The sequence below is a fragment of the Synechococcus sp. RC10B2 genome (assembly GCF_047502635.1).
In genome coordinates, this window is record NZ_JANSHO010000074.1 from 21,045 (window position 1) to 41,366 (window position 20,322).

General features: G+C 62.5%; 13 protein-coding genes. 9 read left to right on the forward strand and 4 right to left on the reverse strand.

The window, feature by feature from the left end; translation table 11 throughout:
- Positions 1–2: 2 nt before the first annotated feature.
- Positions 3–1,790 (reverse strand): DUF3352 domain-containing protein, encoded by a 1,788-nt coding sequence (locus NW855_RS11225; protein WP_240530349.1) that lies wholly within the window; start codon positions 1,788–1,790, stop codon positions 3–5.
- 96 nt (positions 1,791–1,886) lie between these two features.
- Here NW855_RS11225 and pheT point away from each other — a divergent pair, with 96 nt between their 5' ends.
- From pheT to NW855_RS11240, 3 genes are all read left to right on the forward strand, one after another.
- Positions 1,887–4,364 (forward strand): phenylalanine--tRNA ligase subunit beta, encoded by a 2,478-nt coding sequence (gene pheT / locus NW855_RS11230; RefSeq protein WP_011429219.1) that lies wholly within the window; start codon positions 1,887–1,889, stop codon positions 4,362–4,364.
- A 203-nt stretch (positions 4,365–4,567) separates the two neighbouring features.
- Complete coding sequence (argB, locus tag NW855_RS11235) at positions 4,568–5,470, forward strand: acetylglutamate kinase (RefSeq protein WP_011429220.1); 903 nt, start codon at positions 4,568–4,570, stop codon at positions 5,468–5,470.
- Positions 5,471–5,679: 209 nt separating this feature from the next.
- Positions 5,680–7,518 carry an ABC transporter ATP-binding protein gene (locus tag NW855_RS11240; RefSeq protein WP_011429221.1) on the forward strand — a complete coding sequence of 613 codons (1,839 nt, stop codon included), beginning with the start codon at positions 5,680–5,682 and terminating at the stop codon, positions 7,516–7,518.
- Here NW855_RS11240 and NW855_RS11245 read toward each other — a convergent pair.
- Positions 7,515–7,721 (reverse strand): hypothetical protein, encoded by a 207-nt coding sequence (locus NW855_RS11245; RefSeq protein ID WP_041438058.1) that lies wholly within the window; start codon positions 7,719–7,721, stop codon positions 7,515–7,517. The two genes, NW855_RS11240 and NW855_RS11245, sit on opposite strands and share 4 nt — an antisense overlap.
- Positions 7,722–7,897: 176 nt before the next feature.
- Between NW855_RS11245 and NW855_RS11250 the strand changes: the two genes are divergently transcribed.
- The 3 genes from NW855_RS11250 (at position 7,898) to NW855_RS11260 (ending at position 10,453) form a co-directional block, all read left to right on the forward strand.
- Positions 7,898–8,269, forward strand: a complete 372-nt coding sequence (locus NW855_RS11250) for a hypothetical protein (protein ID WP_099812529.1) — start codon at positions 7,898–7,900, stop codon at positions 8,267–8,269.
- A 190-nt stretch (positions 8,270–8,459) separates the two neighbouring features.
- A complete protein-coding gene (locus NW855_RS11255) occupies positions 8,460–9,971 on the forward strand; it encodes an AAA family ATPase (RefSeq protein ID WP_011429223.1) in 1,512 nt (503 codons plus the stop codon).
- Positions 9,972–10,102: 131 nt separating this feature from the next.
- On the forward strand, positions 10,103–10,453 hold the full coding sequence (locus NW855_RS11260) for a DUF1257 domain-containing protein (protein ID WP_011429224.1): 351 nt from the start codon (positions 10,103–10,105) through the stop codon (positions 10,451–10,453).
- A gap of 118 nt (positions 10,454–10,571) precedes the next feature.
- Here the strand turns inward: NW855_RS11260 and NW855_RS11265 are convergent, their stop codons facing one another.
- Entirely contained in the window at positions 10,572–11,810 is a 1,239-nt protein-coding gene (locus tag NW855_RS11265) for a phosphoglycerate kinase (protein ID WP_011429225.1), read from the reverse strand.
- Between the two features lie 177 nt (positions 11,811–11,987).
- On the opposite strand from NW855_RS11265, the gene pds reads away from it, so the two are divergent.
- The 3 genes from pds (at position 11,988) to NW855_RS11280 (ending at position 15,257) form a co-directional block, all read left to right on the forward strand.
- Positions 11,988–13,406 carry a 15-cis-phytoene desaturase gene (gene pds, locus NW855_RS11270; protein ID WP_414508757.1) on the forward strand — a complete coding sequence of 473 codons (1,419 nt, stop codon included), beginning with the start codon at positions 11,988–11,990 and terminating at the stop codon, positions 13,404–13,406.
- Positions 13,407–13,530: 124 nt separating this feature from the next.
- Positions 13,531–14,418 (forward strand): phytoene synthase, encoded by an 888-nt coding sequence (locus NW855_RS11275; protein WP_041438059.1) that lies wholly within the window; start codon positions 13,531–13,533, stop codon positions 14,416–14,418.
- A 23-nt stretch (positions 14,419–14,441) separates the two neighbouring features.
- Positions 14,442–15,257 carry an ABC transporter permease gene (locus tag NW855_RS11280; RefSeq protein ID WP_011429228.1) on the forward strand — a complete coding sequence of 272 codons (816 nt, stop codon included), beginning with the start codon at positions 14,442–14,444 and terminating at the stop codon, positions 15,255–15,257.
- Here the strand turns inward: NW855_RS11280 and NW855_RS11285 are convergent.
- Positions 15,254–20,302, reverse strand: coding sequence for a DEAD/DEAH box helicase (locus NW855_RS11285; protein WP_414508758.1), 5,049 nt, complete (start codon positions 20,300–20,302; stop codon positions 15,254–15,256). The genes NW855_RS11280 and NW855_RS11285 overlap by 4 nt on opposite strands.
- Positions 20,303–20,322: the final 20 nt, after the last annotated feature.

Here is a 20,322-nt window from a genome sequence, read left to right on the forward strand (position 1 = left end):
ACTCAGTACCACTGCCAAAATAGCTTGCCCCTCTGGAGGAGCCAGTGCCCCCGATCCGGATAGGGAGCCTCGGACAGCGTCAGGGCAGTGGTGGCGAAGGCCAGGCGCGTGGACGACCAGCGGGATCCCTGCAGTTGGGGCAGCCAAGTTTCCGGTAGAACCCCCAGGGATCCGTACCCATAGCCCAGGTTGCGGTGGGGCAGGGGGGCCACCAGGCTGCGCCAGGCGCGGCTGGCGCTCAAGGGAGGATCCGCCAGGGCCGCTTCCAAAGCCGCCAAAGAAGAAGCCAGGTAGGAGTAGCCTTCCCGGTCGGTGTGGTACACCTGGGCCGAGAGAGGCGATGCTTCCGGGATAGCGGGCAGGGCTTGGGGAAGAGCCTCTGCCGCCTGCACCCGGGGAGAGCCTCCCCTGCCGCTGACCTGCAGCAGCCCACCGGCCAAGAGGGGGATGTCTTCTCGCGGCGTGGAGTGGCTTGGCTGGGGTTGCGGCTGGGCCGCCGGCTTGCTCCAGACAGTGGCGGTGCCATGCTTAGTTGCAATCGACACCACCTGCCAGCCCTGGGCGATTGCCCGCTCATCCAGCGTTGGCGCATCCGGCCTCTTGCCAACCCACAGCCAGGCCAGTTCCCCATCCGTGGGCAAAAAGGCAAGGGCGAACTCTCCCCTTTCCGGCAACAAGTGCTGCCAGTCCAGCTCCACCTGCAATTGCAACTGCTGCAGCCATTGGCCGGGATCCAGCCGCAGGCCGAAGAGGCTCAGGGGTTGCATCCGCCCCAAGCTCTGCCAAAGGTTGGCCCAGTTCTGTCCGGAAATTAGCGCTAGCGTCTCGTCGGGCAGATGCCGAATAACCTGCGGATGAAAAGCTTCTACCGTCGGCAAAGCGAACTCAGCAGGCGTATGCCAAAGGGCGGCAGTTTCGGCCACCAACCCCCGAAAGTTGACCCCCAGCCCCAGCCCCACTGCCTGCAACGCCAGAGCGTCGGGAGAGGGCGATTCCGGATTTTGCCAGAAAGCCCAACCCACATGCGCCTCCTGTAGCGGCTGGATCACCTGCCGAAACTGCGGCTTGCTCACCAACGACAACTGCGGCAACTGCCACGCATCGATGGCGGCGCGAATGGCAGCAGCCTGTTCTGCCAGCAGCACATAGCGCTCGCCGAAAAGGGCTGCCGTGAACCCCTGCAACTCCGGAAGCGGGCTGGACACCACCTGAATGCCCTTGTAGGTATCCACCTGCACTGGCAAGCCGGCCAAGCTCTGCCGCTCCCACAACAGGTTCAGCTCGAATTGGGCAAGCGCCGCGTCGCGAGTTTCCAAGGCAACCAAGGTGCCCCACTCCGGCAAGCTGGCCAAGAGGGTGCTTTTCCCCAGCCAGGGCTGCACCTCCCGCTCGAAATCCAGGGCTCCCCCGGCCAGCATGGCTCCCAACCAGCCCGGGCCTGCGCCGGAGAAAAACTTCCGCCACTGCTGACGAGTGGCGCGTCGCTGGGAAGCGGGGGTTGCCGCTTGCCAAAATGCCTGCAAATCCTCGAGAGGGGCGGCCAGCAGCAACAGCGCCTGGGTGGAACGGGGAGCTAGGCCCACAATCGGCGGCAGCGCCGGGCGAGATAGCAACAAAGCCAGAGGGCTTTGGGTGAGCAGCCAGGTGATAGCCCACACCACCAGGGCAGCCAGAAGGCCCAGACCGATCAGGATCCCGCGCAAGAGTTGCCGTTGTCCCATACCCACATCCACAGCCTGAAAGACGCGCCGTCTTGCCTCGATGCCAGTACCTCGGCACGGCGTAACCATCTTACCTGCGAGGGGAAGTTTGCGCGCCTTGCTTGCCTTTGGCCCGAACTCGGAGTGAGCGATAATGGGTGCGGCGTTTGCAGCGATGGCTCAGCGATGCGCATTTCCTTGAAGTGGCTGCGGGAATTGGTGGACTTTGAGCTTTCCCCGGAAGAATTGGCAGAAGCCCTCACTCTGGTGGGGTTTGAGGTGGAGGAGATTGAAGATCGCCGCAGTTGGGCAGAAGGGGTGGTGCTGGGCAGGATCCTAGCCGCCGAGCCCCATCCCAATGCTGACAAGCTGCGCGTTTGCCAGGTGGACTTGGGATCTGAGCAACCGGCCACCATCGTCTGCGGAGCGGCCAACGCCCGCGCCGGCTTGCTGGTTCCTGTGGCCACGCCGGGCACTCATCTGCCCGCTGTGAACCTGACCATTGCCAAAGCGGAGAAACGGGGAGTGCTCTCGGAAGGCATGATCTGCTCTTTGGCCGAGCTGGGGCTGGAGAGGGCTTCGGAAGGGATCCACGAATTTCCGCCTGATTTGGATCTCAAGGCCCACCCGCTGGGGTCTGACGCCCGCCCGCTGCTAGGCCTGGACGATGTGGTGTTGGATCTCACTTCCACCGCCAACCGCGCCGATGCTCTGAGCATGGTGGGGATCGCCCGCGAGGTGGCCGCCCTCACCCGCAACCCGCTGCGCCTGCCGCCGGTTCAGCCCCTACAGGCCAAGCCCATCCCCAACTTCAACCTGCGCATTGCCGACGCCAAGGCCTGCCCCGCCTACAGTGGCGTGTTGATCGAGGGAGTGAAGGTCGGCCCTTCTCCCGACTGGCTCAAGCATCGCCTGGCCGCCGCTGGCATGCGCTCCATCAACAATGTTGTCGATGTTACCAACTTGATCTTGCTGGAATGGGGCCAGCCCCTGCACGCCTTCGATTGGGATCGCCTGCTGCAGGTCATGGGCAAGAAGAAGCCCACTATTGAGGTGCGCTTTGCCCAGGCGGGAGAAACCCTGAAAACCCTGGACGGCCAAACCCGCACCTTGCACCCTGAAAGCCATCTCATCGTGGCCGGCGGCCAGCCGGTAGCCCTAGCAGGTGTGATGGGGGGAGAAGAGACAGAAGTGAGCTCGGCCACCACCAGCATTTTTTTGGAGGCCGCCCTCTTCGACCCGGTGGTGACGCGCCGCTCGGCCCGCTCGCAGGGACTGCGCACGGAAGCCTCGGCCCGCTATGAGCGGGGGGTTAATTTTGCCACCCTCGACCTGGCGCGGGATCGGGCGGTGCAGTTGATTTTGGAGCTGGCGGGAGGATCGGTGGTTGGCCTCACCACCTTTGACCAACGGCCACCGCTGGAGCGGACGCTGAAGCTGCGGCTGTCGCGCCTCATCGACGTGTTGGGGGAAGAGGTGCGGCCAGAGGATGTGGAGGAGATCTTGCCGGCCTTGGGCTTTCAGCTTTCCCGCTGTCAGGCAGTTGCCCCGGAGGCTCCCCCCCTCCCTGCTACGGAGACAGCAGGCGTGGCCGGCTGCGTTTGGCAGGTGTCTGTTCCCCCCTACCGCCTGCGGGATGTCGAACGGGAGATCGACTTGATTGAGGAATTTGCCCGTCTCTACGGCTACGACCGCTTCTCGGAAACCCTGCCCACGGAGCCGCAGGTGGGATCCCTCTCTGCACGGGAAACTTTGACCCGGCAAATTCGCGAGGTGATGCGGGGCATTGGCCTGACGGAGGTGTACCACATCTCCCTCTGTCCGGCAGAGGAGGACAGCTCCTTGGTCAAAATCGCCAATCCGCTTTCCCCCGAGTACTCCGCTGTGCGCAAGGCGCTGTTGCCGGGCTTGGTGGAGGCTTTTCGCTTCAACTGGGATCAGGGCAACGGCCCGCTGCAGGCTTTTGAGATTGGCCACGTCTTTGCCTATGCCCCTCCCTCCAGCCCTGAGCCCTATCAGGAGGCGGAGCACTTGGGCGGCATCCTGGGCGGGGACCTCAACCCCAATGACTGGCGGCACCACAGCCGGCCCATGGACTGGTTTGAGGCTAAGGGGCTCTTGGTCTCGGCGCTGGAGCGGCTGGGGTTTACTTCTGAGTTTCGCCCCGATCCCCCCGAGGCGCAATCGCCGCTGTTGCACCCCGGTCGCCAGGCCGGCATCTGGATCGAGGGATCCCGCATTGGCCTATTTGGGCAGTTGCACCCCCGCCTTTGCCAGGAGAAGGATTTGCCGGAGGAGGTCTATGGGTTTGAGGTGGATCTGGATCCCTTGTTGGCCAGCCTGGAGAAGCGGGGCCTAGTGCAATTTTCCCCCTTTTCGCCTTTTCCGGCCTCGGATCGGGATATCGCCTTCTTTGCGCCGCTGGAGCTGTCGGTGGCAGACATCGAGAAAGTAATCCGCCAGGCGGCAGGCCCTCTGCTGCAGTCGGTACAGCTTTTCGACGAGTACCGCGGCCAAGGGGTACCGCCGGGGCAGCGCAGCCTCGCCTTCCGACTGGTGTACCGCGCTCCGGATCGCACCCTCACCGATGCCGAGGTGGAAGCTGCGCAAAACCAGGTGAGGGCGCAGCTAGAAAAACACTTTCCCGTTACCCTGCGCAGCTAATGGCTTGCTGTTTTTGGCAGTGGCCGGCGAGCGCCTTGCTGTTTGGCAAAGAGAGGGGCTGCCGCTTGCAAAAAACCTAACCCGGAGCCCGACGTTTGTCTGCAGGCAATATTACGATCTTCTGGGTCAAGGTTTCGTGTTGTGAGGGACGTCCGGCAGTGCAGACCAACGCTTCTCTTCCCGCGGCGACCGGTTCGCAGGCTGTGGCCTGTGATCCCCTGACGCGGGCGCAGATCCTCATCGAGGCTCTGCCCTACATCCAGCAGTACCAGGGCCGTGTCATTGTCATCAAGTACGGGGGCGCCGCCATGGTGCACCAGGAGCGGCGGGCCGAGGTGCTGCGGGATATTGTTTTTCTGGCCTGTGTCGGCATTCGGCCGGTGCTGGTGCACGGCGGGGGGCCGGAGATCAACAGTTGGCTCCAGAAGCTGGACATCCCCTTCAAGTTTGTGGACGGCCTGCGGGTGACCGATGCGGCCACCATGGAGGTGGTGGAGATGGTGCTGGTGGGCAAAGTCAACAAACAGATCGTGCAGCTCATCAGCCTGGCCGGCGGCTCGGCGGTGGGGCTGTGCGGGCGGGACGGCAATTTGATTCGAGCCCGCTCCCAGGGCCGGGCGGAAATCGGCTTTGTGGGGGAAGTCAGCAGCATCAACCCCCAGTTGGTGCAAACTCTGTTGGAGGGCGGCCAGATCCCGGTGATCTCCAGCGTGGCCGCCGACGAGACAGGCCAAGCCTACAACATCAACGCCGATACTGTGGCGGGAGAGCTGGCGGCCTCTCTGGGGGCAGAAAAGCTGATCCTTCTCACCGACACCCCTGGCATTCTCAGAGACCCTGAGGATCCCAGCTCCCTGATTACGCTCCTGGATATCGAGACGGCCCGCCAGCTTATCCAGACAGGGGTGGTCAGAGGGGGCATGATCCCCAAGGTGCAGTGTTGCATTCGCGCTCTAGCGCAGGGGGTGCGGGCTGCCCACATTCTGGACGGGGGATCCCCCCACTCTTTGTTGTTGGAGCTACTGACCGATGCCGGGGTGGGCACCAAGCTGATCCCCTCTCAGTTTTCTGCCCAGTTGCGGGAGCAGAGCAACGGCTTCCGCTAAGGCTTGTCTTCTAGGCCTCTTTGAAACCTGCCCCGGCAGGCCCTGAAACCGCCGGTTTTCCATCTGTCCCCCAGCAACAAGCGGCGCCCCCAACCCCCCTCTCCCAGAGGGAGAGGGGACGGGGGTGAGGGCCAAGCCTCATCAGGGAGAGAGCTTAGAGTAGATCAGGGCTCTCCATGAGTCGTCTTCATCTTTTTGGGTGTAAGTCCGTGAGCCTTGCCACCTCTTCCCCCGATGCCGATTTGAGTAGGGATCCCCGCAGCGACTGGCGGCTGCTGCGGCTGCTCTGGCCCTATGCCCGTCGGCACCTGAAGCTGTTGTTGGCGGCCTTGGCCTTTTTGCCGCCCCTGGCCCTAGCCGATGCGGTGCAGCCGTTGATCCTGCAGCGGGCCCTGGACGGCCCCATCGCCCAAGCGCTTGCCCAAGGCGACAGTGGGATCCTCGCCGGCCTCTGGCCCTACGCGGGCCTGTTGATCCTCACCCTGCTGGCCCGCTGGGTTTTTCAGGCCCTGGAAGGGTATAGCAGCCAGAAGCTGGGGCAGTTGATGACCCGCGACATCCGCAACGATCTCTTCGCCCACGTGCTGGCCCTGCCGGCCCAATTTTTCGATCGCACCCCGGTGGGCAAGTTGATCACCCGCATCACCAGCGATGTGGAGGCCTTGGGAGATGTGTTTTCCACCGGCGCGGTCGGCATCGTCAGCGACCTCTTTACCCTGCTGGTAATCGGGGTGGTGATGCTCAGCCAGCGCTGGGATCTGGGCCTGCTGCTGATCCTCATCGTCCTGCCAGCCAGCGCTGTAGTGGTCGAGCTGCAGCGCCGCTTTCGCGATGCCAACTTTCGCGTGCGGGAAGAGCTCTCTAAGCTCAACGCCTGGATCCAGGAAAACGTCTTGGGCATTGCCGTGGTGCAACTGTTTCGGCGGGAGCGGCTCAACAGCGAGATTTTTCAAACCATCAACCGCCGCTACATCCAAGAGGTGGATCAGACCATCCTCTACGACGCTGCCCTTTCCGCCGTTTTGGAGTGGGTTGCCTGGCTGGCGGTGGCCGCTCTCCTCTGGGTGGGCGGGCAGCAGGTGCTGGCAGCCGGCAGGGGGGAGTGGCTGGGATCCCTGCCCCGAGAACCTCTCACCTTCGGCAGCCTCTACGCCTTCATCCTCTTTTCCCAGCGCTTTTTCAACCCGCTGCGCCAGTTGGCGGAAAAGTTTACCGCCCTGCAGGCGGGGTTCACCGCCGTGGAACGCATCGACCACATCCTCCGCCTGCCCGTCGCCATCCGGGATCCCGTCAGCCCCCGCCACCTGCCCCCAACCGCCAAAGGAGAGGTGCAGTTCGAGCATGTTTGGTTTGCCTACAACCCCGGCGAGTGGGTGCTCAAAGACCTCAGCTTCACCATCCGCCCCGGCGAAAAGGTCGCCCTCGTGGGGCCCACCGGCGCTGGCAAAAGCTCCATCATTCGCCTACTTTGCCGCCTTTACGAAGTAACTCGCGGCTGCATCCGCATCGACGGCGTGGACATTCGCCACCTGCCTCAGGCCGAGCTGCACCGTCACCTGGGCGTGATCCTGCAAGATGGATTCTTGTTCTCTGGAGATATCCAGCAAAACATCACTCTAGGAGAGGAGGGCGAGCTGGCAGAAGTGGAGCGGGTGGCCCGTCAACTCCACCTGCACGAGCTCATCCGCGATCTGCCCCAGGGCTACGCCACCCCCGTGCGGGAGCGGGGCAGCAACCTCTCCAGCGGCCAAAAACAGCTCATCAGCTTTGTGCGGGCCCTGTGGCGGGATCCGAAAATCTTGGTCTTGGACGAGGCCACCGCCAGCCTAGATGTGGGCACCGAGGCCCTGATCCAATCCGCCCTGGAAACCCTGCTGCGGGATCGCACCGCCCTGATCATCGCCCACCGCCTCTCCACCATCCGCCACGTGGATCGCATCCTCGTGCTGCAGCGAGGGGAACTGAAAGAACAGGGATCCCACGCCGAGCTCATGGCCCTCAACGGGCTCTACGCCCACCTCTACCGGCTGCAAGATTTGGGCAGCTAGCGACCAGAACCAAAGCGAGACCGAAGCGCCCGCAGGGTGGTGAAGCTGGCATCCGCAAGCGCGATGCGGGCTTTGCAGAGGAGCAGATTGCCATTATCTAAAGCCGTGTCTTTCAGGCTGGCCAAACCGTCGCCGGCCTGCACCAGAAACCGACGGCTCCAGGTGGAGAAGTTTTTGCTGAAGGTGTTGATCAGGCGTTCCATGGGGACTGCTCGTTCCGCTTTGAGTCTCCTACTTAGCCTACTCCGCCGGCAAGCGATCTCCGCAAGCCTGAGCAATTCCCGAGAAAATTGTTACAGATTATTAAAAACTTGCTGTCAAGGCGGCAGACTAGCTATCATGAACCGCAAGTCCGGCATACAACGAGAAACAGTTAGCCATGAGTCAGCGGCCAGAGGTTGTGGAAGGCGCAGAGGCCAAGCAAAAGGTGACGTTGTATCTCCCACCCGAGTTGCACCGGAATCTGAAGATTCGGGCTGCCGTGGAGCGGGAGCCGATGTCGGCAGTAGCGGAGAAGGCCCTCACCTTCTACCTGCTTCACCCGGAGGTCATCGAAGGGGTGCAAGGCAGCGCCTACCGCGTCCACCGCTGCCCTGAGTGCGGCCATCCGTTTGTCATCCGCAATGGGGAGGTGGTTTCGCTTCACCAGCAGTCCGCTTCTGAAGCCATCCTCGAAGAGGTGGAGCCGGAATACTGGGGAGCGGCCTCGGCCTCCGAAGAGCAACGACAAGACGAGCTGGTGCCCTGCTAAGGCTTTTTGCGCTGTTTCAAAGGTATGCCTCTTTGTGAGCTTGAGCAGACAGGAGGGGTATAAAACAAGGGTTAGTAAAGAGCAAGTCAGGATATCTCAAGTACTTTGAAGACAGGCAAACTCCAGACGCCGTTTTCCTTCCTTTCTGTCGGTTTCGCTTAGATTTCCCTCCGCGCAGTTGGTGTTTCCCATGCAAGAGCTCAGCATTCTCATCCAAGCTCAATACCCACTGCTCTACCTGGTCACTCCAGAGGAAGAACGGGCGGAGGCAGCTCTGGCGGCGATCGCTCGCACCCTCAAGCCGCAGCGGCGCCTGTTTGTCTGGACGGTTACCCACGGCATTGTTGAATACGGCAACCCCCGCAGCCTCACCCAGCACAACACCCAATCCCCCCAGCCGGCTATTCAGTGGGTGATGGAGCAAAAAGATCCCGCCATCTGCGTCTTCAAAGATCTGCACGACTTTTTGGACAACACCGAAGTCAAACGCTGGCTGCGCGATGCCATCGCCAGCTTGAAGGGATCCCACAAAACCATCTTGCTGATGTCGCCGGTGCAGGTAATTCCCGTCGAGCTGGAAAAAGACATTTGCGTGGTGGACTTTCCCTTGCCGGACATGGCCACCCTGGAGCGCACCCTCAACCGGCAGTTGGAGCAGCTTCCCCGCGGCGGATCCCTGAGCCCTGAGGCGCGGGAAAAGCTGGTCAAGGCAGCCCTTGGCCTAACGCAAGACGAGGCGGAAAAAGTTTACCGCAAGGCGGTGGTGATGCACGGCCGCCTCAGCGAGGCAGAGGTGGATATCATCCTCTCTGAGAAAAAGCAGCTGATCCGGCGCAACGGCATCCTCGAATTCATCGAAGAAGACGAGACCATCGACGCCGTCGGCGGCCTAGAGGAGTTAAAGCGCTGGCTGCTGCAGCGCTCTGAGGCCTTTACCGAGCGGGCCCGCGCCTATGGCTTGCCTCAGCCCAAGGGACTCTTGATTCTGGGCGTACCTGGCTGTGGTAAGTCCTTGATCGCCAAGACCACCGCCCGCCTCTGGGGCCTGCCGCTGCTGCGCCTGGATATGGGCCGGGTCTACGATGGCTCTATGGTCGGCAAGTCGGAGGCCAACCTGCGCAGCGCCCTGCGCACTGCTGAATCGCTGGCGCCGGCCATCCTTTTTATCGACGAGCTGGACAAAGCCTTCGCCGGAGCGGCAGGTTCCAGCGACTCCGACGGCGGCACCTCCAGTCGTATCTTTGGCTCCTTTCTCACTTGGATGCAGGAGAAGCGCTCGCCGGTGTTTGTCATGGCCACGGCCAACCGCGTGGATCGCCTGCCGGGCGAATTCCTGCGCAAAGGCCGTTTTGACGAGATTTTCTTCGTGGATCTGCCCAACATTAACGAGCGCATGGAGATTTTCCGGATCCACCTGAAGAAGCGGCGGCGCGACATCAGCCGCTTTGATCTGCGCCAGCTAGCCGCCGCCTGCGAGGGCTTCTCCGGCGCGGAGATCGAACAAGTTTTGATTGCTGCCATGTACGAAGCGTTTGCCCAGAACCGCGAATTTACCCAACTGGACATTTTGGCAGCAACGAAAGCAACTCAACCGCTATCTCGCACCATGACGGAGCAAGTGGTAGCGTTGAGGGAATGGGCCCAGCAGCGGGCTCGGCCTGCAGCAGCCTCTGTAGCCGAGTACCAGCGGCTGGAGTTCTAGCAGGGGGGTGAAAGGCCAGAATCGCCTTGGCAGAGGCAGAGACGGCTAAAGCTCAACCTTCCCCGCTAGGCGTTGCCCATTGTTTGTGTTGATGTTCCAACCCCTACACATACACAAAGGAGAGAAACACCATGTCTCATTTTAGCACCTTGCGCACCAAGATCACCGATGGCCAGATCCTGGTTAACTCCCTGCGCGATCTCGGCTACACCGTTAAGCTGAACGCCGATGTGCGTGGCTACAACGGCCAGCGTGTTCGTGCCGACATCGTGGCCCAGTTGGAGGGCGACTACGATCTGGGCTGGTCCAAGAACCCCGACGGTTCCTACGACCTGATCGCCGATCTGTGGGGCGTGGCCAAGAAGCACAACCAAACCGAGTTGATCAACTCCATCAACCAGAAGTACGCCGTCAACAAGACCTTGGCCGAGGTGAAGCGCCCTGGCTTGAACAACGCCAACGTTAAAGTGGTGATGCACTAAGCCGGATCCCGTCTCGCCATTGCTGCGGCCATCTGCGCCGAGCAGATTAAAAGAGGGGCTGAACTCAGCCCCTACTTTTTTGCTTTTTGCTGCTTTTGGGTTAATGAGCCGAGCTACCCTACGCTTCGCTAAGGGCGGCGATGCCGGGCAGCTCTTTGCCTTCCAGCAGCTCCAGGCTGGCGCCGCCGCCGGTGGAAATGTGGGTCATTTTGTCGGCTAGGCCCACTTTTTCCACAGCCGCCACCGAGTCGCCGCCGCCGATAATAGTGATGGCACCGGCCTGGGTGAGGTCGGCCAGGGTGCGGGCAATGGCTTCTGTGCCAGCGGCAAAGCGGTCGAACTCAAACACACCCATCGGCCCGTTCCAGACTACGGTTTTGCACCCCTGTAGGGCAGCCTGGAAGGCTTTGACCGATTCGGGGCCGATGTCCAGGCCCATCCAGTCTTCCGGAATGGCGTGGATGGAAACCGTCTGGGCGTTGGCGTCTTTGTCAAACCTATCGGCGACCACCACGTCCACCGGCAGCAGCAGCTCCACGCCCCGCGCTTTGGCCTTCTCCATCAGGGAGCGGGCCAGATCCAGCTTGTCGGTTTCCACCAAAGACTTGCCGGTTGGGATCCCTTGGGCTTGGTAGAAGGTGAAGATCATGCCGCCGCCCAGCAGAAGCTTGTCCACTTTTTCCAGCAGGCGCTCGATGACGCCAATCTTAGTAGAGACTTTGGAGCCGCCGATGATGGCCGCTAGCGGTCGCTGGGGGTTCTCGATGGCGCCTGATAAAAATTGCAGCTCCTTTTCCACCAGGTAGCCGGCCACAGCGGGCTGGAGGTAGGCGGTGACGCCGGCAGTGGAGGCGTGGGCGCGGTGGGCGCTGCCAAAGGCGTCGTTGACAAACAAGTCGGCCAGGGAGGCCAGCTTGCGGGCAAATTCTGGATCGTTGGCTTCCTCTTCGGGGTGGAAGCGGACGTTTTCCAGCAGGGCCACCTGGCCGTTTTCCAGAGAGCTGACCACGGCTTCGGCCTCAGGGCCAATGCAATCGGGGGCAAAGGCCACCGGCTGGCCCAGGAGCTGGGCAAGGCGGACGGCCACAGGGGCGAGGCTATTGCCCTCGCGGGCGATCTGGATGGCGCCGGTCGCCTTGTCTTTCTGGATGGGGCGGCCCAGGTGGCTGGTGAGGATGACCTTGGCGCCCGCCTGGGCCAAGGCTTGGATGGTGGGCAGGGAGGCGCGAATGCGGGTGTCGTCGGTGATGTTGCCCTGGGGATCCAGAGGGACGTTGAAGTCGGCCCGCACCAGCACACGCTTGCCCTTGAGATCAAAGCCGGATGACAGCAGGGATCCCAGTGTTTGTTTGGCCATCGTCGTCCCTCCCCCTGGAGCCAAGAGAATTTTTTTCTAGTTTTTCTCCCGTATCCTACCAGGGATCGGATCCCGGCGGGAAACCCGGGCTCTGGAAATCCTCTCCTCCCTGCCTGCGGCCTGAGCGATTGTAACGGTTTGCAAATAGAATGAAAGTGTTGCTTGATCGTCATCATCATGCGTGTTGCCATTGCTGGGGGAGGGCTGGCGGGGCTGGCCTGTGCCAAGTATCTCTGTGATGCCGGGCATCAGCCGCTGCTGTTTGAGCGGCGGGAGGTGCTGGGGGGGCTAGTGGCCGCCTGGAAAGATGCCGACGGGGACTGGATCGAGACGGGGCTGCACAACTTTTTCGGCGCCTACCCCAACACCCTGCAACTGTTCCGGGAGCTGGGCATCTCCGACCGCCTGCAGTGGAAGGAACACAGCTTGATCTTCAACCAGCCGGACAAGCCGGGCACCTACTCCCGCTTTGACCTGCCGGACATTCCCGCTCCCTTTAACGCCATTGTCGGCATCCTGCGCAACAACGACATGCTCACCTGGAGCGAAAAGGTGAAATTTGCCCTGGGGCTGGTGCCGGCCATGGTGCGCGGCCAGCGCTACGTGGAGCAGATGGATCGCTACAGCCTCTTAGAATGGCTGCGCCGGCAGGGCATCGATGAGCGGGTCAACACGGATATTTTCATTGCCGTCTCCAAGGCGTTGGCGTTCATCAACCCGGACGAGATCTCGGCCATGGTGCCCCTGACGGCTCTGAACCGCTTTTTGCGGCAAAAGGACGGCTCTAAGATTGCCTATCTGGATGGCGCCCCGCCGGAGCGGCTTTGCCAGCCGATGGTGGACTCCATCGTGGCCCGCGGCGGCCAGGTGCATTTGAATGCGGCATTGCAGGCCATCGACCTCAACCCCGATGGCAGCGTGGCTGGCTTCCGCTTCGCCACCCCTGCCGGGCCCTTGCAGGTCACTGCCGACGCCTACGTGTCGGCCCTTTCGGTGGATGCGCTCAAGGAGCTGCTGCCGGCTCGGTGGTGGGGGATCCCCTTTTTCCAAAAGCTGCGCGAGCTGGAAGGGGTGCCGGTGATCAGCCTACAGATTTGGTTTGACCGCAAGATTACTCACATTGACCACTCCCTGTTTTCCCGCTCGCCGCTCTTGAGCGTGTATGCCGACATGAGCAACACCTGCCGCGCCTATGCCGATCCCCACCGATCCATGCTGGAGCTGGTGCTGGCCCCGGCTGCCGAGTGGATCGAGCGCAGCGATGAGGAGATCTTTGCCGCCACGCTGGAGGAGCTGAAAAAACTCTTCCCCCAGCACCTCACCGGCCCCAACCCCGCGCGGGTGCGCAAATGGGTGGTGGTGAAAACGCCGCGCTCGGTCTACAAAGCCACGCCAGGTCGGCAGCAATACCGCCCCACCCAAGTCACCCCCATTCCCAACTTCTTCCTGGCCGGCAGCTACACCTTGCAGCCCTTTCTGGGCAGCATGGAGGGGGCTATCCTCTCCGGCAAGTGGGCGGCTGAGGCCATCAGCAAAGGGATCCCGTCTCAGCCAGCTTCTGCTTCGCCTGCGAGCTTGGCGACAGCAGGGGTTTAATGCCGCCGAAAGGCAATTTCCTGGAACTTGAGCGTCTGGGCTATCCAGCCTGTCCGCTTTCCCGTAGTGTTGAGATGTGCCCTCGCTGTCCCCATCTGGCCCCGCGCCCCTGGAGATAAGCCCGATGAGTCCGCTGGAGCAATCTTTTGCCCTCTGTCGCCAGATTACGGCCAAGCACGCCAAGACGTTCTATTTGGGATCCCTGCTCCTGCCCCGACCTAAGCGGCGGGCCATCTGGGCTATCTATGCTTGGCTGCGACAGACGGACGAGCTGCTGGACGGGCTGGAGGCCAGCCAGGCTGAGGTGGAGGTCACCCGCAGCAAGCTGGAGCAGTGGGGATCCCACCTGGAATCTTTGTTCCAGGGGGGGGAGCCGCAAGTTCCCACCGACCTGGCCCTCATCCACACCATCCGCACCTACCGCCTCTCGATTGAGCCCTTCCGCGAGATGCTGCGGGGGCAGAGCATGGATCTGGACATTCGGCGCTATGCCACTTGGGAAGAGCTGCGGGTCTACTGCTACCGGGTGGCCGGGGTAGTGGGCCTGATGTGCTCGGAGATCATGGGGTTTGTGCCGGGCCGGGATGGCCGCGAGGAGGCGGTGGCGCTGGGGATTGCCATGCAACTGACCAACATCTTGCGCGATGTGGGGGAAGATGCCCGCCGCGGGCGGATCTACCTCCCTCTAGAGGATCTGCGCCGCTTCAACTACTCGGAGCGGGATCTGTTTAACTACGTCATCGACGAGCGCTGGATGGCCCTGATGGACTACGAGATCCGGCGGGCTCGAGAGCTCTATGCCCAAGCGGAACGGGGGATCCCCACGCTGCAGCCGGACTCCCGCTGGCCGGTGGCGGCATCTCTGATGCTCTACCGGCAGATCCTCAACGCCATTGAGCGCAACCACTACCAGGTGTTTCGCACCCGCGCCTATGTGTCTACCCTGAGCAAGGCGCTGGCGCTGCCGGTGGCCTGGTGGCGGTCGTGGCGCTCCAACTACTACGGCTACTAGCTGCGCTGGCAAGAGGAAGATCTATGCTGAACCAGGCCTTGCACCGACCCTATCGGCAAATCTGGGAAGACAGTTTAACCATCTTCTGGCGCGACTGGCTGGATCTGCGCGGGCGGGTCTGGCAGGTGGTGGCTTCGGGGCTGGTGGCCCCCCTCATCTACATCGTCGCCTTTGGGGTCGGGCTGGGCGGATCCCTGCGGGCCGAGGCTTTGGCCGACGTGGCCGGAACCACCGCAGCCGGTTCTTACTTGCGCTTCATTTTGCCGGGGATGGTGGCTCTTTCGGCCATGACCATCAGCTTTGCCGGCACCACCTTCTCCATTTGCGGATCGCGGCTGTTTACCAAAAGCTTTGAGGAATTGCTGTTGCTGCCGGTACACCCGCTGGCGCTGCATTTGGGCAAGGTGCTGGCGGGCATTGTCCGCGGCTTGCTCACGGCTTTGGGGGTGTTGGCGGTGGGGGTGCTGGGCACCGGTGCTTGGGGCCTGCTCCATCCCCTGTCGCTGCTGGTGCTGCTTTTGGATTGCGCCGTCTTTGCCGGCATTGGGGTAATCGCCGGCTTGAAGGTGCCCAGCCTGGAGAGTGTGGGGGTGCTGACTAACTTTCTGATTACGCCCATGTCCTTTCTGGGGGCCACGTTTTTTGATCCCAGTCAGTTGCCAAGTTACCTGCAGGTCTTGGTCTATTGCCTGCCCCTTTCCTACGCCAGCATCGGCATGCGGGCAGCCGCCTACCAGCCCCTGGCGGAGTTCCCTTGGTACACCGTGGCGGTGCTGGCAGGGCTGGCGGCCATCCTGGCCCTGGTGGGAGCTTACCTGTTTTCCCACCAGCAGGATTAGTTGCCCTTGCCAAACACCTCTGGGTAGCGAGCCAGTTGCTCCCGCAGGTCTTGGTCGTAGCGCAGGGCAATTACTCGGTAGCCGTGCCCCAAAAGCTGAGAGCGCAGTTGGCGATCCTGGGCAGCCTGGGCGGGATCGTCGTGCACTGCGCCGTCGCAGAAGATGCAGATGTTGGGATCGTAGAAGAAGTCGGCCACGCAGCGGGGCTCGGCGAGGGCTTTCTGGGCCTCATCGGGAAGGCGATAGCCCCCTTCGGCCAGCAGCTCCAGGAAGCGGCGCTCCAATTCGGAGCGAGGGTCGAGGAGCTGGCGCAGCCACTCCAGTTGCTCTTGGCGGGAGCGGCCCAGGGGACGCAGCTCGGTGCGGCTATGGGCCAGCTCCCCCAGAAGATCTCGAATCTTGTATCGGTCGAGTTCCAACGCCTCCCTTTGGTTGGCATAGCTGAGCAGGCACTCGTAGCAGGCTGCCCGGCACTCCGGTCGCCGATCTTGGATCCCCTCTTCCGAAAGCTGGAAGTGGCAGATCTCCAGAGCCACTTGGGCCACCTCGGCAAGGGCATGGGGCTCTTCCACCAGCCGCCGCAGAACGCCAGCTCCCCCTTCGGCGGTCTCGTAGAGGAGGATGGCGCGATGGGATCCCTGGCCAATAGACTCGGCCGCCAGCTCCGTCTCCTCCAGCTCAAAGGTCTCCTCGATTCCCCGCTTGAGGGCATAGCGCAGGGTCGTTTCTAGCGCCTGCAGGTTCCCCCCGCTGGGCTGAACCAGCCGCACCAGCAAGAGGTTTTGGGTAGCGCGCACTGCCAGGCGGATGGGCTGCAAGGACATCTGGCTAGACGAGCTGGCTCTATGGCCCTCCAGCTGAGCTCGAGAAGGGACTTCGCCGTTGTCAAAGTTGACCAGGAAACCTCGCCCCCCACTGCCCCGCCAGCCGGAGTTGATGCGCAGTAGCGTGGCGGCTGGGGCATAGCGCAACTGCAGCAAGGGAGTTTCGCCCCTTAGCACGTCGGCTTCCTGGACGCGGTAGCCCGAACTTTCGGGAGCAAACTGAAAGAAAGTCTGCAGCTCGTATCCCTGTCGCCGCCGCTCTTCTTCGTCGGCAGTAATGCGATCCCGGCGCCGCATGCGCACATTAGGCATTTCCAGAAGCTGCGCTAAAAGGCTATTTTGCCCATCGAAGCGGGTACCGCAGACGGGGCAGCAATCCAAGGAGGGATCCCCAAAGGCCCCACAGCTAAAGCAGAGCTTGTGGCTGCTTTTGCGCTCCTCCAGGCCGCCGGGCGGAGCCTGAAAGGCCACCGATTCCCACTGGCAGCCCTCGTGGTAGAGGAAGTTGTGGGGGGCAAACTCGCGAATGGCCAAAAACCGGGGCCGGGCGATAAACTCCCCTTCGCTGCCGCGGGGCACCCAGGCGCGCACGGGCAAGGCAGGGAAGTTGTAGCCGGGCAGGAACCCCTCGCTGGCTAAGTAGCGGTAGGGGTAGAAGTCGCTTTCCTCCCGCTGGGTATCGATTTGCAACAGTAGGTTCCACTGGCGCAGAGCCTCCTGCTGGCGGCGCCTGGCTTCCTGCTGGTCTTCCCGGCGGCGAGCCGTCTGCAGTTGCTGGTTGGCGGCTTCTAGCTGTTGCGTGGCGGCCCGATAGAGCTCCCGCCAGCGGTCAAAAGCGCGGTCAAAGGCGCGGGGGGCCTCTTCAATAACCTGCTGGATCCAGCGCCGGCTAAACCAGCCGCTGCGCTCTAGCACTTCCCGGTCAGCAGCCAAGAGCGCTTCCACCCGCTCCGCCACCTCTTGGCGCGCCGCCTCCCCTAGCTGAATGGAGGCAACTACCTCTTCCCGCAGGGGCAGCTCTGGCCGAGCTGAGTCGATGACCGTTTCGATGGAGTTGCCCAAGGGCAAGCGCACCTGGGCTAGCCAGACGGCGTGGATGTGGGCCCGCAGCAGCGACTCATTGGCCAGGTCCAGGCGGGGAGGTCGCACCCGTCCAGCCACCATTTCGGCCCGGCGGCGAAAGTAGTACTGGTCGTGGCTGTTGAAGGCGCCGCAGTAGCTGAGGATGAGCCCCGGCTGCCCCTGGCGACCGGCCCGACCGCTGCGCTGGGCGTAGTTGGCTGGCGTTGGGGGAACGTTGCGCAGGTGCACCAGATCCAGATCGGCAATGTCGACCCCCAGCTCTAGGGTGGGAGAGCAAATGAGGTAGGGAAGGCGGCGCTCCCCGGGCTCATTGCGGAAGCGTCTCTCTCGCCGCTCCCGCTCCCCCGGCTGGACCACCTGGGCGGTGTGCTCTCTGGCTTCCAGGGATCCTAGCCCTGCTGCCCCGGCTCGGTAGAGCTCCTGAAAGAAGGGGTTGATGGGACGGCGGACAGAGGTGTAGCCCTCCTGCTGGGCGCTGCGGGAATACAGAGGATCCGGCGGCGGCAGGCCATCCCCCAGACACCAGCGCAGACAGCCGGCGTCTAGCTGGTAGGCTACCTGGCCATTTTCCACGTGGCGCCGTAGCAGGCCCTGTCTGACCAGGAGAGACAGCAGGGACTCCAAAAACCTGTCGTAGGCTTCTTGGTTCAGATCAAGGCACCTGCGGAGGAAGCGACCAATGGTGCTGCGGCGGCCCAGGCTGAGCATTTGCCCGTTTTCCCGGGAAGGGTTCTGGCGCACAAAGAAGCGAGCCGTCCGCAACTCCTCATGCTCTTCCAGGCCCCAAAACTCATTGAGATATTGCTGGGCGCGCCGGCGCAGCCTTCTCTGGGGCTCTGCCTTGAGCACGGGCACATCGATGGCCAATTGGCGCCGAAACTGATCCAACAGAGCCCGCAGCAGTTGCTCTTGCTCCTCAGGGCTGGCTTGGGCAAACCAGGGGTGAAGGGAAGCCAGGGCTGAATTTTGGCAGAGCTCCCCGAGGCCGCGGTACTCGATTTTCAGCAGGCCCACCTGTTCCAAGTTGGGGTGGGTAACCCGCCAGCCGCGCCGCAGATCTTCATAGAGCCGGTATTCGGTTAGCTCGCTAAAGGTCTGCCACACTTCCTCGGCACTGGGCGAGTCGGGATCCAAAGCCGGGTTTTGGGCAATGTCGGCAAGCTCCAGGCCAGAAGCCCGCACCACTTCCTGGGCCACCTCGTCAAAGCCCAGCTCTTTTTTCTTGAGGAGGGCAGCATAGAGCGAGGCCCGCAGAAGGGCCACATGCACAAAATCGTTGAAGTGGCCGGCCTGCAGGGAGGCGTCCTGGCGGTTGTCGGTAAAAGTCAGCAGCTTGCTGCAAGCGGCCTGGGTTTGCTCGGCATGGCGCAGCAGGGAGGTGGCAAGGATGGTGGTGGCGCTGGAGCGGCCTTCGCTAGAGAGGGAAGCCAGCTTGACAAACTCCCGCTCGCGGCCACTGTAGTACTCGCCGCAGGCCAGGCACAGGGAAAAGGGGTGGGGCTGCCACCACATCTTCTGCGCCTCCGCCTGGGGGTACTCGGAAAAGGATCCATCTGGGCGCACCCAGACCGCTTGGGGGACGCGCTTTCCCCAGTCGGACCTGAGTCTGCCCTCAGGGGTGTACCAGTCTTCGGGGATCTGCTCCAGCGACCACTCGTTGTCAAGAGGATCCCAGCTCAGGTAACCGGCTTGCTGGTCTTCGTCCTGCTCCACCTCTTCTCCCACGGGATAGGGGAGAAACTGATCCTTGGACCTGAGGACGTGGTAGTAGTCCTGCCCACACTGGCGGCAGAACTTGACGGGGAAAAAGAGCTTGCCCTCCCCCGCCTGCATCTGCCCTTCTAGGGAAAATTGCCGCTTTTCCCGACTCTCCAGGGTGGCGTAGAGGGTGCGGCCCTGGGAGATAAACTGGTGCAGCTTGAAGGCCACTCCTCGGCTGTGGTCGTCTTTGAGGCTGCTGGCGTGGGCAAGGAACTGGCGCAGCGTTGCCGCACAGTTTTCGCTAGCGGTGCCGGTCAGTTGGGCCAGTTGGGCGGCCACCTCGGAGAGCTCCCTGGGCACGCGGCGCTTGATGCCGTCGGGACTTAACTCTAGGCCCAGCTCGTACTCTAGCCAGCGCATCAAGGGGTGGCGGCGCAGGCTAGCTAGGTCGGTGGGCCAGGGGGGATCGAGGGCGGGCTTGAGCTCTTCAGGTGAAGGCGGGCCGCCTTCGCTCAAGGGGGCCAGGGTCTCCTCGATAATCTGCTCCGGTGTGAAGGGATGGCCAAAGAAGCGGCTGGCGAAGTCGGCCACGGTCTGGCGGCGCTCCTGGGCACTGGCCTCGGGGCGAGAGATCATGGTGGCGCTGGTGCCAATGTGCCCCAGGTTCTTGGCGGCGCAGCGTCCCTTGAGGCGGCGAACCAGCATGGCCACGTCGGCCCCCTGCCGACCCCGGTAGGTGTGCAGCTCGTCAAAGACCAGAAAGCGCAGGCCGTTGGGGCTGAGGAAGCGCTGATCTTCGGGGCGCACCAACAGTAGCTCGGCCATCACGTAGTTGGTCAGCAGGAGCTGGGGTGGATCCCGGCGCAGATCTTCCCGGTCGCTTTCTGCAGTTTCCCCGGTGTACTTGGCAAAGCGCAGCGGAAAAGGGCGATGGTAGGCGCGCTCGTAGCGCTCGCGCAGAGTTTGTAAAGACTGGTATTGGGAGTTCACCAGGGCGTTCATGGGATAGACCACTAGGGCCGTCACCTGGCCCAGGGATCCCCCCTGGCGAATCCAGTTGTCAATGATGGGCAAGAAGTAGCAAAGGCTTTTGCCAGAGCCGGTGCCGCTGGTAACGACAAAACTCTTGCCTGCTAGGGCCTTGGCAACAGCTTCCTCCTGGTGGCGGTAGAGGCGGAAGGGTCTGCCATCCTCAAAGCGGAAAATGCGGGCTGTTTCTTGGGCAATGCGCCCCGCCTCGGCCAACTCGTCAACGGTTGGACCAGATACATAACTAGGGCTGAGCTGGAGGAGGGGTTCTGGCCAGAGGTGGATCCCTTCCTCTAGCGCTTGCTCTACAAACGCCTGGGCTTGGGGATCGGCAATGAGAAAAAAGGAGCGGACAAAATTGGCGTAGTCCTTTAGAACCCTCTCGTGCAGGTCAAAAATGGTGGCCATCGGGGCTCTCCAAAGCCATT